Source organism: Bacteroides sp. 3_1_23, assembly GCF_000162555.1.
Lineage (GTDB): Bacteria > Bacteroidota > Bacteroidia > Bacteroidales > Bacteroidaceae > Bacteroides > Bacteroides ovatus.
The window spans coordinates 258,124-273,057 of record NZ_GG774949.1; the positions used below are offsets into that span (position 1 = coordinate 258,124).

A 14,934-nucleotide genomic window follows, 5' to 3' on the forward strand; every position below is an offset into this window, starting at 1 on the left:
TTATCAGACAGCCACAACATGGCTTCTTTTTATCGTCTTTCAGATAAATCAGTCACCTTATACGGATGCTTCACTGCTGCATGAGCAGCTTTCTGGGCAACAGCTTTTCGAGCCTCATCCAGGCTCTCCGGGGCATAAGGATTTCCGATTACATTGCGTTTGAAGATACGTTCGAACCAAGTGCAGGCAGCAGTATAACGTCCGACTTTCACATCCAGATGATGTCCGTCCCGGTTCATATGATCGCCAATGAAAGAGGTACGGGCATTCTGTATGGCAGTGCCCGTAGGGATAATCATCTTAATCTTATATGCCTTACCTGCTTTTTTCACTGCATCTACAATTGCGTGATACATCGTCAGCTGATCGCGGTTGTAGTTTTTAAATCCACCGTGATTGGAAGTGGATGCATAGGCCCAAGTCTGGTGCAGCATCAACTTTGTTTTCTTGGGAAGACGGGCTTTTACATACTCTATGAGCTCGGGAAGAGAGGCTTCATACGTCTCATACATTCCGGAAAAAGTACTTGCCTGTTGCAGGCTGACATAATCCCAGTCTTCATCCGCCAACACCATTTCCAAAGACATCTTGCCTTTTTCCCGTTTCTTTCCATCCGTACCGATTTTCCGGTAGGCATAGGCAGGAGCATTTTCACGTGCATTCTTCACATGGCGTTCCAGAGAACAGCCACCAATAAACATATTGCCGATTATGGTTGAAATGCCTTCGGCTTCCGCAAGTTCATGCAGATATTGCTCAACGGCATCTTGGGAAAAGCTGTTGCCAATGGCAAGTATTCTGACCGTTTTTTGCTGGGCATATGCTCCTCCGGCAAGAAGGAGCAGTATGCACATACAAATCACTATATTTCTATATTGCTTCATTGTAATCAATATGATAAAAAACAAACCTTATTTCGCCAGGCTAATGCATAGTGCATTGATATGTCCTTCCGCGGCACTACCGGTATCAAGCCCTTTCACCTCGACAATGACCTTTCCCTCCGAATCCGGTTCTACATTCTCAAACTTGGCAATGTACTCCTCGAAGTTTGCGGCAGCAAACGAGGCAGCATCCTTGATACCTGTCTTCACTTCTTTAACCGCACTCTCCGTTTTACCTACCAATTTATAAGAAGAGATACGGGCGTCTTTGCTTCCATTGAAACGGATGGCTAAAATAGTGAAATTATATTTCCGGGCTACATCCAGTTGAGAGATTTCTATTCTTCCTGGACCTACATCACCCTGGTTTTTCTCTCCTTTCACTAACAAACCGTCTTTCCATGCAGTCAGAGGAAATTCCACGCCATCCACCGTCACTGGGCTAGCCGGTTCGGAACCGACTCCAGCATGAGTCGCAGTAAATCCGTCAAGCACTCTGACACCAATATTCGTATAATTGTTTTCCACATCTTTTATCCAGCTGGTGGTTGAACTTTCCTGATGAGAAGTTATATTATTCCACGGAGTGGCAGAAAGTGAAGTCGGACCGAAATCAATATAGATGGGGGCTTTCAAGTCGGTGTCAGATATCTCCGGTTGCTTGAAGTCAACCAAATCGGTCACTTCATCAGGTTTCTGCACAGCGTAATGGGCAGCATTTTGTGCAATCTTCACTACCTGCGGGTCAATCGTTTCGGGAGCATACGGGTTGCCAACAACGTTTTGTCCCGTAATCATCTCAAACCAGGTGCAGGCAGCAGTATATCGCCCGTAAGTAACCTCCAGATGATAACCGTCACGGTTGAATGCATCACCCAGGAATGAGGTGCGGCCGTTCTGTATGGCTGTCCCCGAAGGAATCAACAGGCTCAAATCCGTATGATTCGTCATAGCCTGTCGTGCAGCCGTTACGATAGAAGAATACATCGTCATCTGGTTGCTATCATAATCCGGGAAACTTTCATGAGTGGAACTGGAAGCGTATGCCCAAGTCTGATGCCACAGCAGTTTAGCTTTCGGACAACGTTCCTTTATTCCTGCAATCAAATCAGCCAATACCGTATATGTTTCGTATTTACCGGATTTACCGCTCGCCTGTTGCAGACTGATATAATCCCAGTTTTCATCCGCCAATCCCTGTGATAGTTTATAACCGGTTTTACCTACTTTCTCGCCTTTTACTATTTTACGATATTCATAAGCAGCGGCATCCGACTGGAAGTTAGCCCAATGCTTATCCAGGTCACAGCCGCCAATATACATATTTCCGATAATTAACTCATAGCCTGCCGCTTCTGCCAGTTCATACAGATATTGCTCAACGGCATCCTGCGAGAAACTATTGCCAATTGCCAGTATTCGTATAGCATTTTGCTTTACGGTCACCGGAATTGTAGCAACTAGCGGTTTTGTATTTGTAGGACATTCGATAGAAATCGCTGTGCTACCATCCGCAACACCCGTAATAATAATGCTATTATTATCTTCGCTGACAGCTACTGTAGCGATGTTTGCATCTTTGGAAGTACAGGTATATTCCGGTTTCAGCTCTTCTTCACCACCAACCGATACGTTCAGAGTGACAGATTCACCAGTCATGACAGTGACTTCCTTAGAAGCAACCACCATCCAGTTTCCATCTACATATACTATTTTTTCTTCTGTCTGGGTTACAATCTTCTCCGAGTCCGAGCAGGAAACCAACGAACTGCCAACAGAAAATAACGTTACTAAAAAGAATAATCCGCTCAACAGAAAATTATTCTTTATTCTGAAATGCTTTATCATAAGTACTTTTAGTTATTTCTTTTTTTCATGTAATAATCTCTCATCAGATACCATGCCTTCTTGCGCATTCCCTGATCGGATATTAACCCTTTGCGGTTCCAGCCATCCTGATTAGTGGGGTGGAAACGGAACGGAGAACGGAAGTCGAACAGAATCCAGGGAGATACTCCACGCAGGTTAGGGATATTGTCGAACATACGGATATTGTCTCTATACAGACGTGCCTGATACTCTTCACTCCAGGAGCTGACTACATTCTCATCGCCGGACTGACCGTACAGTGCTTCACCACCAAATTCAGAAATAATCAACGGTTTGTCCGTCACTACTTCCCAGATTGCATCTTTCGGTTCAACAGGCCATGGATGATACCAGCCCATATATTTATTGATTGCTACGACATCCAATTGGGAAGTAAAGGAATCTTCCATTACAAAACGCTGTTTCTCACTGTTAAAGCGCACAAGGTCAAAAGCGGCGACATACAGACGGGTAGTATCCAGTTGTTTGCCTGTTTCAAGCAGGGAAGTCAAAAAATCATTCCGTTCTTTGGAAGGCTGTGTTTCATTGGCAACACCCCAGTAACCTACTGCACAACGATTCTGATCGCGCTTTATCATTTCAGAAAGCATCTTCTGTGCTTTCTTACGGGTATCTTTGTCTGTAAAGTCAATGCCTTGCCAAATAGGAATTTCCTGCCAGAGAAGGAAACCCATCTTTTCTGCCAAGCGTACCGTGTATTCATTCTGCGGATAATGTGCCAGACGAATCATGTTCACACCAAGCGCCTTAGCTTCATTCAGCAACATAGCTGCATCGGCTTCCGAGAAAGCACGTCCCATGCGCTGCGGAATCTCCTCATGGAAAGAGATGCAACACATAAATGTCGGTTTCCCGTTCAGGTAAATATCCGTTCCTTTCACTGTGATGTTACGGAAGCCTATTTGTTCCTCCACGCGGTCGGTACTTGAAGAAATGGCCACACCATAGAGTTTCGGTTCTTCGGGCGACCAGCGTTGCAGTTTCTTTGCATTCAATACGGTTTCCGCTTTTCCTTCCGCATCAGTGGTAAGTTCCGCATTGATTTTAAGTTCGGGGATGGCGACTGTCACCTTTTCACCTGCCTTTTTATCAGAAAGACGTACACGGGCAATGATCCGGTCGGGAGCATTTTTATCCAGTTGGATGAAGTAATCTTCTATAAATGTGCGGGGAGTTTTCACCAGCAACACATCTCTTGTGATGCCGCCATAATTCCACCAATCGAACGCCATAGCAGGAATGGCGTCCTTGGTACGACGATTGTTCACTTCTATTGCCAGGAAGTTATCGCCATCTTTCAACAGGTCCGTCACTTCTACTTGGAAAGGGGTGAAGCCACCTTCATGTTCTGCTATTTCTTTTCCGTTCAGGTAGACTTTGCAACGATAGCTGACAGCACCAAAATAAAGAAACTGACGCTTGTCTGCCAGACGTTTGGCATCAAAATGACGCGCATACCATACAGTACCCTCATAATATTTCAGTTCGGGCGACTGCGAGTTCCAGTCTCTCGGGACATTAAGACGCAAGCCGCCTTCGAATGCATATTCGTAGAAATCAGTATTTCCTTTCGGTTGCTGATTTTCATAGATTTTCATTCGTTGTCCCTGATCGTACAGGTCGATAATGGCATTCCATTTACCATTCAGTGAATGAATGTCACGACCGTAGACATTCGTTATCAGTTCTTGTGCCGCAACGCTTCCTGCAAAAGCGATCAGCAACAACAGACATAGATTTAATTTCTTACCTATTTTCATTTATCTATTAGTTTGTGGTATTTATACATTATTCGTTTCTCGATTCATTCTTCAGGAAATTCATCACCCAGTTCCAGGCAGCACTCCACTGCTCTGCATAGGCATAATGGGCAGTCGTTTCGGCCACGAACAACTCTTTCGGAGCATTAATCATGTTGTAAGCCGAATAAGTGGTGGTAGGCGGACAGACCATATCATTATAACCGAAAGTATAGAATCCCGGTACTTTAACCTGCCGGGCAAAGTTGACTACATCAAAGTACTGAATGGTTTTAATCTTCTCCGGTGTCCGGTTCCTTTCATCCTTAAACATGTGCGGCCAACCTCCTGCGCGACCATGAGCATAGCCTGCAATATCACACAAAGCCGGATAGAAAGAAACTAATCCTTTGACACGGTTATCCAGTCCGGCAATCACTATGGAAAGTGCTCCGCCCTGACTTCCACCGAAAGTTGCCAGATTACCATTAAATTCGGGAAGTGTGTAAATGAAATCAATGGCTCTTACACAGCCTGTATAAACCCGTTTATAATAATACTTATCCCGATCGTCCGTATTGAATGAATGGTAATTCTTCAAGGCCCCGTTATAAAGTCGGTGATATACATCCCCCGTCAGGTTGACCGGAATGCCGTGAATACCGATCTCCAAAATGATAAAACCATTTCCGGCACGTTCGGGCTCCCCGTTATATGCGCGGATACCCGCACCCGGTACTTTCAAGATGGCCGGATATTTTCCGGGAGCTTTCGGCACACAAAGGATGCCATACATGCGGGATGCATAGTCATTATTCGCAAAAGAAACATGATATACATTCACTTTGTCCGTACACTTTTCCGGCAATAAAGTCATTATAGGTTCCAGCGCCCACTTTTCAGCGGCTTCTTTGGTGCTCTTCCAGAATTCAAGAAAATCGGCGGGCAACGGAGTAGTCGGTTGTAGCTTCTCCGGATCAAAGCCGACGGTAGCTACACCTTCATATTCACGCCCTTGATAACTGACAAAAGCACGGCAACGCAGGAAACCCTCTTTTTTCATTGTACCTGCATTAATTTCGAGCTTTTCATTCTTCAAAGGTTGTTTACCTGTCTGATGAGGTTTCATCATATCTTCCGAAATCTCATAACGCACTTCCAGATGATCCTGTGGAATATTGCATTTCAGTACAGCTACTTTGAATTTCACTTTTTCTCCCGGTTGATACAACCAATTGGTGTGGTCGGGAGTGACCAGCACTTGAATCAGCCTTTCCGCCGGTTGCCCGTACACAACGAATTGCACGGCAACAAACAAAGCAAGAAAAACAGAACGCAAACTTTTTATCATAATTCCATTATTGTTTATAGTCTTTTCATGGTTTTACCTGGTATTGATAAAGAGTGAAAGAATTCTTATCATTCAACTCGAAACTTACTTTACCCTGTACACCGACTTCAGCAACAAACTTTTTGCCATTTCCCATCAAAGGAGTAAAAGTTACCTTCTTGCCCTCCGGAAGCCAAGTATCAATGGTTCTTTTGGCTATATCATTGTCTTCGCGGTAAATAATGAGATAACCTTGCGTGTCAGAGACTATTGATTGAAATCCTGTCCACGAGCGTCCCGAAGGTTCTTCACCAATGGGTAATATGATGCCTTGATGAAATTGAAGTTGCAAGGGTTGATATTCCTTGAGCAGAGTTGCCGTAGCATAAGCCTCTTCGGGCAGGTTCGAAGCCTCCATCCAAGCCAATGGCTGTGCCGCCAGGGTGATGGCAAAGAGGTAGTCGAAACTATAACGAGCGGGAGCAAATGGATCGGTAGTGCTGTACTTATCGGCATTACGCCATTTATTAAGGAATTCTATCTGCATCTTCTCGGCCGGTACATAGCGAGACAGCATCCAAAGATTACGCAAGGTGCGATAGGGATAATAGTTGCCCCAATCGGTATAACGGTTTTCCAGGAAGATATTGCCATACTCATTCATATAATGATATCCACCGCGACGACCGGCAGTGGCATCGAGGTTGAAAATCACCTCATGGTTGGTTTGTGCTAACACGGCATCAAACAACCGGCGCAAATTCTGTTCGGCTGTTTTAGTAGGTATTTGTAAGCCATCTATCTTGAAACAGCAGATGCCATACTCCTTGTAAAGCCCGATAATGACTTGCGCGTCTTTTTGCCAATCGGCAAAATCATTCTGTATACTAGGATTGAACCATAATCCGATACGAATACCCAATTTCTTTCCTTTCTCTACAATGCGTTTCAGTCCATGAGGGAATTTCGTGGGGTTGGGCGTCCAGTAATCGGCATTTTTCCAAATATCTTTAAAGCTGCCTCCGGCTGTCTTTGAGTTGGGACTTTTTCCGCTCTGCCAACCATCGTCCAGTTGAAAGAGGGTGACACCCAGACGTGCGGCACGATCCAGCTCAGCCAGACAGAAAGCCTCATCTATTTTGGCATCCTGACTACGGTCACCCCAGGTATTGAGCATAATCATCTCATCCTGTGCGGCAGTGTGGTGGCGCAGTTGTTTTTGATAAAGGCGCAATGCTGTTAGTGCTTCTTGTTCATCTCCGGTATAGACACCGGTAACGCATCCATAAACACGAGTCCAGCTATCCGGTTTCACATCATCAGATGCAATGCCCAGACCCACTACCATAAAATCGCTAAAGTCGGCCACGAAGTCGGAACCATTATAATGTAATTGGGTACTGCTGCAAGGAGCCTCTTTCAAGAAAAAGAAACCTTGCCGGGTAGCCACATCGTGAGCAAAAAGCAGATTACCACGATAGGTATTGCGACGGTAAGGAAGCCAGGTACGTTCTGTCACCAGATTGTCGTTCCAATCAGTATAGTCGAAGAACTCTACCGTACGGGCACGCCAATGATTACCGGAGAGTTGCAATCTGTCAATCGTCGGAGTTTTCACCCCCGTAGTCATATCGGCTGTGTGCTCTATATTTTTACGATCGGCATTAGAACGATTGTCATCTTTATTCTGGTAAAGTTCTACTTGTCCTTTCAGATAGGTATCGCAGGCAATGGCGGGACAGTCTGCATAAATGCGATAGCGACGTTCTATACTTAGAGAACCGATGGTGCAAGCCACAGTGGCTTGCAGATAGCTGGCATGTATACCATTCGTTGGAATCTCATTCACAGTGAAAGTAGCAGCTGTAGAGATGCCTTTCACAATCGAGAAGTCGGGCTCTTTGCCTTGAGCCGGGATTATTTTTCCACATAGCTTATCGGTGAGGCTAATGGTGACAGGTGTACCATTATTCCACAGCATGGTACGCTCCATGTAGTTATTGCCCATACGTAGTGTATCACCTTTCAGGAAAGCATAATAGTGTTGTCCCCCCCAAAGCGGCAATCCCAATATGGTTGAGAGAAATATCGTGATAATACTTTTTTTACTCATAGTTTGTCTGCGGTTTGATGTAAGCCGGAGCCTCCAACAATTTGTTGGGTTCGTTGAAACGTTGGTTATCGGGTACATTGTGTTTGCCCAAGCCTGCCTGCATAAGCTGCTTTAATTCGGGCAGATGATGATGATAGATATCACGCGGTTCTACGCCATGCTTATGACAGAGTCCGGCTGCCATACCTACTACTTCGCCCATCATACCAGTAGTACGCATCACACGCACCGTACCCAAGGCTACGTGTGTGCAACTCATATTACGACCTGCCATAAAGAGGTTATCCACATTGCGCGAATAAAGACAACGATAAGGGACAGCATAAGGATGAATCCAACGATGCACCGTTGCCGACTTGAATTCATTATCAGGAAAACGCACACTGTTCACGCTATCGGGGAAGTGGAGGTCGATACTCCAAGTGGTAGTAAACGAAGCATCCTCGTGCGCCACATTTTTGTCTATATCGTCTTGTGCTAACACATAGTCGCCCAGAAGGCGGCGAGATTCACGTTTACCGGAAACATACGCCACCCAATCGAGTGAACGGTTGGCATACTTTTTACGATCCGCATAGTGATTCTTCAGATAGCTCCAATTGGAATATACCACCAAAAGTCCATAGTCGCGTATGCGTTCAGCCTCGGTGATTTGATTACGGTTCATTCCTGTTTCCCATTTCCATTCGCCCATAGTTACAGGCTCGCAATTATCAGCGCCAAAGCGCATACCATATTCGAAGCGGGGGAAAGAGGTCTTCTTCTTCATGTCCTTGCTATACCATTGTACCGATGCGCCCATCACTAGCGAGTCGGGCTGCTCGGGAGCGAGACTTTCGCCATATTCATCGCGGCCTTCACGTCCCATAGTCCAATCGGCACCGGCTAAGTAGCCTATGGTAGCATCGCCAGTGCAGTCACTAAAAAGAGGAGCGGTAAGTTCCGTTTGTTCACCTGTCTCAATGTGTTGAATAGTGACTGATGCTATGCGATCACCCTGCATCTTTACGGCCACAGCACGTTGCGAAGCATAAAGGGTGATATTCTTTTCGGCAGCTATAAAGTCTTCCTTTTTCTGATCTTCATAATAGTCACCCGGTTGGGCATTACCGGAACGTTCATGACCGAATTCGCGTATCATACGACCTAACCCCTCGTTGGGTCCCTTTTCGATAATACCACCCAGGTGTACACGTATCTCCGACGAGTTATTACCACCCAGTACAGGACGATCGTTCACTAATGCCACCCTACAACCTAACCGGGCAGCAGCCGTAGCGGCACACATGCCGGCTACGCCTCCTCCCACTACCACAAAGTCGTACTGATGGGTGGGCACCGTTTGTTGTTGTTGCAAGCGGGCACGAAGTGCAGCTGTCTCTGCCTCGCCCCATGCAGTGGGTTGCGCATTCATATCAGTCGTGAGATAGATGGCATCACAACGACCATTAAAACCTGTAAGGTCTTTCAAAGCAAGGGTAATAGTACCTGCCTTCAATACGACCTTACCGGCGGACTGCCATTGCCAGGAATTACCGGTGTGTCCCAACGTAGTTTTCAGTAACTTACCACCTAAAGCCAGACGAAACTTTCCGGGTCCTTCGGCATCGGTCCAAGGTGAAGTCCAGTTGTAGGTGCGGGCATATACATAGTAAGTGCCCGCCTGGGGAATATTGATTTCTGCCGTAGCATCGGCCACAGGAATACCCATGCCATGTGCCATGAGATAGGGTGAACCCATTTGATCCATGAACTGCTGGTCGAGCACCCAGCCGCCTCGCTGGCTGAAGCTTTCTGCTTCGATGAGCAGTTCTCCGGCTACAGCCACAAGGCTACAGGCTACGGCTATGCATGTCAGTAAGATTTTTTTCATCATAGCACAGCGTTTTTTAATTATTGAATAGTTATATCACCCACTTTCACCCAACCTTTGGAGGTTTGATACTCATCGCGGGCTGAAATTAAGATACCAATGGCATTCTCTTTGGTAGTATCTACCAATCCTACTGCCCAAATGTAATTCCCTGCGGCTACATCAGTGAGTTTGATATTAGTAGTGTAAGTCTTGGGAGCTCCCTTCATCCAAGTGGCAATGTTTGCTTTGTCTTCTATATAGATGCGGACGGGCTCCTCTGTATTCTTATCGAGCAGAGCGATAGCAAGTTTGTACTTGTCACCATACTGCGGCAAATTGGTAGGACAGTAACCCCAACCCAAGTTCGACCAGCGGTGAGTAAGTGATACACTACTGCCACTACGAGCTATAGTAGGAATAGACAGACGGTCGGGATAGAGACGGTAACCACCTTCGGCAATAAACTCCTTCACCAAATGGAAAGCTGTATTGAACCAAGAATGAGTTTCACCTTTGTTCACATTGGTATCAAAGCGGAGGTCCATCATGTTGACATAACCACCCTTGGCTTCATCATATTCTCCCTGGCGCACCTCGGCAAAATTCTTGTAACCATCGCCGGCAATAGAACCACCGTGTGATGATTCTACCCAACCACCTTCCATAGTAATAGGTACGATACCATGATAGGTAGTACTGATGCCACGCTCCCAATCCTTATAATATTGCTTCATGCCGAAAGCATCGTGACGCAAACAGAAGCCTTTAGCTACGGCACGTTTCACCATATCGGCAGCTACATCGGTATCGGTATCACTAAACTCTTTGCCACTAAGCAAACAGCGATGATAATTAATCATGATAGGCACTTTAGTGAAAAGGCGTGACATTACGTCTGTAATCCATTCAAATACTGCTTGTCTAGGAGCTTCATCACCTGTAGAGTATTTCAGGGTGTGAGTCTCGCCCCATTTGCCTAATCCAAAACCACTCACAAATTGAGTGACATCAGGATCATTGTATTTGGCTGCAAAAGCAGTAAGAAACTCTTCATACTCCCTCTGGAAAATGGGATCGTCCGGATAAGGTGTCCATACGTTTACACTACCGGTAGTAGTGGTAAATCCTTCAGCACCGGCCTCTTTTACATAATCGGGACAGGCATCTTCATGTTTGTCACGACTATCACACACAAAGGTAAAGGCGAGCTTCAAGTTTCGTTCTTTAGCTCCTTCCACCAGCATACGAAAACGCTTGGCAGGTTCGGTCTGTACACTTTCATCCCATACATATTTGCCTTTTTCAGGATTAAAGTTACTCCAAAGACCACGTACGTAGAGCGTATTGCCATAGTCAGATACCTTCACAGTACCTTCTGACGACTCGAAGTTATCATAAAGATCCCAGAAATCCATCATCATACCACTTCCAATACCCGCGTAAATGACCCATCCACTCATAGGGTTACGCTGCAGTTGGTAGCGTTCGGGCATGATATTGACGGTCGTGTTGCCTTCAATGTTCCAACTATAATCGGTTATAGGGGCATCATCGTCTGAACAAGCAGTGCCAATGAAAGACGTAGTAGCCAGCAGACACATCGACAAGGTCTTGATGCTGTTTTTTATTATTTTGTTCATAAAATATATCTCGTTTATTGTTATCATTTAAAGGTAGAATAAGAAGTGAAGTGATAAAAGCTCCACCTCTTATTCTTTCATTTTGGATTTATTTAATATCAAAGAGTACAGTGTTGTTCTCCAGGTCCACTACCACATAGTTACAGCCCTCCGGGATGAGGAAATAAGCATAGCGGTTATTGCCCTGACCTGTTACGGCTCCTTCTATCTTACCCGCTGTTACTGTGGTGTATCCATTGTAGCTATTACGAACAGCATCAGCAGTAGAACCAACGAACCATCCGTTATTAGCATATCGCAGCGTGCTGAAGTTCACCCAACCGGCATTTGTCTTCCCATAATTATCCTTATATTCATTACGTGGCAATACATCACCTTTATAAACGAATACTTTCGGATTGGCAACACTCTGAATAAGATTATACTTCACTTGACAGTACTTGAAGCTTTTTCCGGTTTCTTCATCAATACCCGAATCGTAAGCAAAACTATTGAAACCACCATACATGTGCAGTACATTGACTTCCTGACTCCATGGGTTTTTCCCCAGTTCGGTATTGTTGAACGATACGGTGAGTGGTTTCAGATCGGTAGCGGTCGAATAGATGGTAATAGATTTCTCCTCCTTATTCAATACAATGCGGTAAGTTCCATCGGCCGGAATTGTCCAATATTGTTTATCCACTTTGCTAATGAGTACTTGTCCGAATGTTGACAATTGACCATCTTCGATGTCATGACTATCAGCTATTTCCGGTACAATGGCCATCGCTTGTTCACCTTCGAAGGTGAGCGGGATGTAAAGGTTACCAGCTTTCAGTGCACCACGCCAAGCATAAATCTGGTCATTTTCGAGGACTTGAGCCATCTCAATCTGTTCCCCACCTACGGCACTACCAGCCAGGAATATCTGATCGGCTTCAACTACAGCACCAGCTTCTACTATCTTCACCGTCTGTTTACTCATATTCACAGTGATACGATAGGTAGCTGCAGATGGAATTAACCACGAATTGGCTTCAGCGCGATCGGATATGACGCCTGCCATTTCACCTGTGGTGATAGGGGCATCGGCGGTTTCCGGGCCAATGGCATTCAATTCGTCGGCATAGTCAACGGGGAAGTTTATCTTACCGGCAACCAAAGCTCCTTCGTAACTATAAATTCTGTTTGTCTCGTCTTTCAACGTCATCTTAATATTATCATCGCCTACGGCAGTACCTCCCACATAAAGGTTATCAGCTTTATACTGTTTGGGGCCATAAGTTTTGAACTTCACCGTTGCAGTAGCAATATCGGGCACCATAAGACGGGGACCTTCAAAGTTGGCTGTAACAGTAAAAAGGACTTCGCCAATGGTACTGGTGGTTAGACCGAAGTAATCGACCAATATATCCTGCATCTCTTTGTTGGTGTACGAGCGAAGAAATTCACCATCATCATCAAATTCCTTGATATTTGCAACATCGCTACCGATAAGCTGCATCTCATATTTATAAGTTGTGATATAATCTTCACCAAAATTGTGAGCGGTGCTCCACTTCAGCGTAAAAGCTGTCTCGTTGGGTTTACTTTCATCGAGCTTAATATATTCGCCCGAAGGAGTCAACTCAATCTCCGACTGGTTGCGTGAGGCAGTATTGTCTATCTCCTCTTCGCACGAGGTGGCAAGCATGCTCATCATTCCCACAGCCACCATTCCAAGGTTTCTATATAAATGCATTGTTTTCATGTTCGTAATAGTTTATAGGATTAATAACCCGGATTGTTGGGTAACAAGTTGGGACACAACTCCACATCATGTGTAGGCAGCGGCCACAAATATTCGCGTTCGGGGAAGATGCGTTTAGCACCCTGCGAACAATAACCGGCATTAAAGAGAGCTGCAAAGTCTGCTAAACCATCTTCGTCGATTTGCGGAGTCATTCCCCAGAACCAGAGGTTCTTGTTCACGATATTGTTCAGCAATTCTGTGGGGTCAATAAGCATGATGTAATTGTAACCATTCAATGCTTTTCCTGCCAATTTCCAACGCATCAAGTCTTGCAGGCGTTGGTTCTCCATAGCAAACTCCATGCGGCGCTCTATACGCAGGGCACGTCGCAGTTCGGTTTGGTTGGTAGTGGTCACGGCAGGATAACTATCAGTAGCTGTTACATTCACACCATAAGCACGAGCACGTACCATATTAATGGCTTTCAGCACGCTGTCGTCAATCAGGTTCTGTTCTATCATGGCTTCAGCATAAATCAACAGTACGTCAGCATAGCGCATTATGATATAGTCTTGTTCTACCTTTTGGTCTACTGTCCACGTAGCATCAATACCTTTCTTCCACAACAATCCTGTATATGAACTATATTGATTCACGATACGGGTATCTTGGTTGCTTTGTGTCTTACCTGTGGTATAGTTCATTACAGTTTTAGCTGCAGGACTGGGGTCGTATTCGAAACCACAGTGCTCGGTATTGAATTCAACGATGGTCATTGTACAACGCGGGTCACGGTTCTTGAAAGGCTTGCGAGGATCAAACAACGGTGATTCGTCAATAGGTAGCCCGTCAGTACAGAGATATGAGGCCAAGAGGTCCCATGAGGGATTGTATGAGCCATATCCTCCGGCATTACGAGGAAGACCGTTCTTCACAATCCAGGAATCGAGCATCACTTCGTTTTCAATGGAGCGAGGTATCACGAACACTTTCTCGTCATTCAGTTTGGTGCTCTGCTTGAAAAGTTTAGCATAGTCAGGTTCCAAAGAATAGAGTTTAAGATCCATACAAGCTTTGGCGGCTTGTGCAGCTATCTCATAATCACCCATATAGAGGGCAAAGCGCGCTTTCATAGCCAGGGCTGCTCCTTTGGTAGGATGGATATTTTCGTCTTTTCCATAGCTTTCAGGCAAACCGGCAATGGCTTTATCGAAATCAGCATACACCAAAGGAATCACTTCCGCTTTAGGTCTGCGACCACGTTGCAAAGCTTCGGAAATGGTTATAGTCTCTTCCTGATAGGGCACATCACCATAAAAGAAGATCAGTTCAGCATATTTGCAGGCACGACAGAAATAAGCCTCACCGGCATAACGATTATAAACTTCCTCGGTCACAGCACCCTTTGCCTTGTGAATATTTTCGAGCATTGTGTTGGTGCGGGCAATAAGTTTGAATGATTGCTGCCACAAAGCATATACTTCATACTGCTGGCCGTTCAGGGTTCCATCAAGCACGGTTCCACCACTTCCCGGGTTACGGTTCGTCTGACGATAGGTTGTGTTGTCCGACCATTGTTCGGATGAGCTAAGAGGTTCTTGCCAATAACCTAAAATATAGAAATCATTGGAAGCCAAACGCAATTCTGTTTCGGATGTGTACCAAGACTCGGTATTACCTTGCGATTTGGGTACCAAGTCCATGCTCTCGCAAGCAGCAAGACTCAGGCACATTCCGGCTAATAATATCTTTGTTTTCATATTCTATTC

9 protein-coding genes are annotated in these 14,934 nt (G+C 45.3%); all 9 read right to left on the bottom strand.

Annotated features, from left to right (window positions below):
• Window positions 1-29 precede the first annotated feature (29 nt).
• Window positions 30-884 carry a DUF4886 domain-containing protein gene (locus tag HMPREF9010_RS22920; protein ID WP_004311199.1) on the bottom strand — a complete coding sequence of 285 codons (855 nt, stop codon included), beginning with the start codon at window positions 882-884 and terminating at the stop codon, window positions 30-32.
• Window positions 885-911: 27 nt separating this feature from the next.
• Window positions 912-2,732 (bottom strand): DUF4886 domain-containing protein, encoded by a 1,821-nt coding sequence (locus HMPREF9010_RS22915; RefSeq protein WP_004311198.1) that lies wholly within the window; start codon window positions 2,730-2,732, stop codon window positions 912-914.
• Window positions 2,733-2,740: 8 nt separating this feature from the next.
• Window positions 2,741-4,534, bottom strand: coding sequence for a glycoside hydrolase family 2 protein (locus HMPREF9010_RS22910; protein ID WP_004311197.1), 1,794 nt, complete (start codon window positions 4,532-4,534; stop codon window positions 2,741-2,743).
• Window positions 4,535-4,562: 28 nt separating this feature from the next.
• Window positions 4,563-5,864 (bottom strand): acetylxylan esterase, encoded by a 1,302-nt coding sequence (locus HMPREF9010_RS22905; RefSeq protein WP_004311196.1) that lies wholly within the window; start codon window positions 5,862-5,864, stop codon window positions 4,563-4,565.
• Window positions 5,865-5,889: 25 nt separating this feature from the next.
• Window positions 5,890-7,956, bottom strand: coding sequence for an alpha-galactosidase (locus HMPREF9010_RS22900; RefSeq protein ID WP_004302512.1), 2,067 nt, complete (start codon window positions 7,954-7,956; stop codon window positions 5,890-5,892).
• Window positions 7,949-9,829, bottom strand: coding sequence for an FAD-dependent oxidoreductase (locus HMPREF9010_RS22895; protein ID WP_008646516.1), 1,881 nt, complete (start codon window positions 9,827-9,829; stop codon window positions 7,949-7,951). Before HMPREF9010_RS22895 ends, HMPREF9010_RS22900 begins: the two co-directional genes overlap by 8 nt.
• A 20-nt stretch (window positions 9,830-9,849) precedes the next feature.
• Window positions 9,850-11,451: a hypothetical protein gene (locus HMPREF9010_RS22890; protein WP_004311194.1), complete on the bottom strand. Its 1,602-nt coding sequence runs from the start codon at window positions 11,449-11,451 to the stop codon at window positions 9,850-9,852.
• 88 nt (window positions 11,452-11,539) lie between these two features.
• On the bottom strand, window positions 11,540-13,183 hold the full coding sequence (locus HMPREF9010_RS22885) for a SusE domain-containing protein (RefSeq protein ID WP_008646518.1): 1,644 nt from the start codon (window positions 13,181-13,183) through the stop codon (window positions 11,540-11,542).
• Between the two features lie 20 nt (window positions 13,184-13,203).
• The gene (locus HMPREF9010_RS22880; protein ID WP_004302516.1) at window positions 13,204-14,925 is read right to left on the bottom strand and encodes a RagB/SusD family nutrient uptake outer membrane protein; all 1,722 of its coding nucleotides are present in this window, start codon (window positions 14,923-14,925) and stop codon (window positions 13,204-13,206) included.
• Between the last annotated feature and the right edge of the window lie 9 nt (window positions 14,926-14,934).

Coding starts and splice junctions, on each gene's coding strand:
- HMPREF9010_RS22910 (WP_004311197.1), bottom strand. CDS start 4,534: ATGAAAATAGGTAAGAAATTAAATCTATGTCTGTTGTTGCTGATCGCT.
- HMPREF9010_RS22895 (WP_008646516.1), bottom strand. CDS start 9,829: ATGAAAAAAATCTTACTGACATGCATAGCCGTAGCCTGTAGCCTTGTG.
- HMPREF9010_RS22915 (WP_004311198.1), bottom strand. CDS start 2,732: ATGATAAAGCATTTCAGAATAAAGAATAATTTTCTGTTGAGCGGATTA.
- HMPREF9010_RS22880 (WP_004302516.1), bottom strand. CDS start 14,925: ATGAAAACAAAGATATTATTAGCCGGAATGTGCCTGAGTCTTGCTGCT.
- HMPREF9010_RS22920 (WP_004311199.1), bottom strand. CDS start 884: ATGAAGCAATATAGAAATATAGTGATTTGTATGTGCATACTGCTCCTT.
- HMPREF9010_RS22885 (WP_008646518.1), bottom strand. CDS start 13,183: ATGAAAACAATGCATTTATATAGAAACCTTGGAATGGTGGCTGTGGGA.
- HMPREF9010_RS22905 (WP_004311196.1), bottom strand. CDS start 5,864: ATGATAAAAAGTTTGCGTTCTGTTTTTCTTGCTTTGTTTGTTGCCGTG.
- HMPREF9010_RS22890 (WP_004311194.1), bottom strand. CDS start 11,451: ATGAACAAAATAATAAAAAACAGCATCAAGACCTTGTCGATGTGTCTG.
- HMPREF9010_RS22900 (WP_004302512.1), bottom strand. CDS start 7,956: ATGAGTAAAAAAAGTATTATCACGATATTTCTCTCAACCATATTGGGA.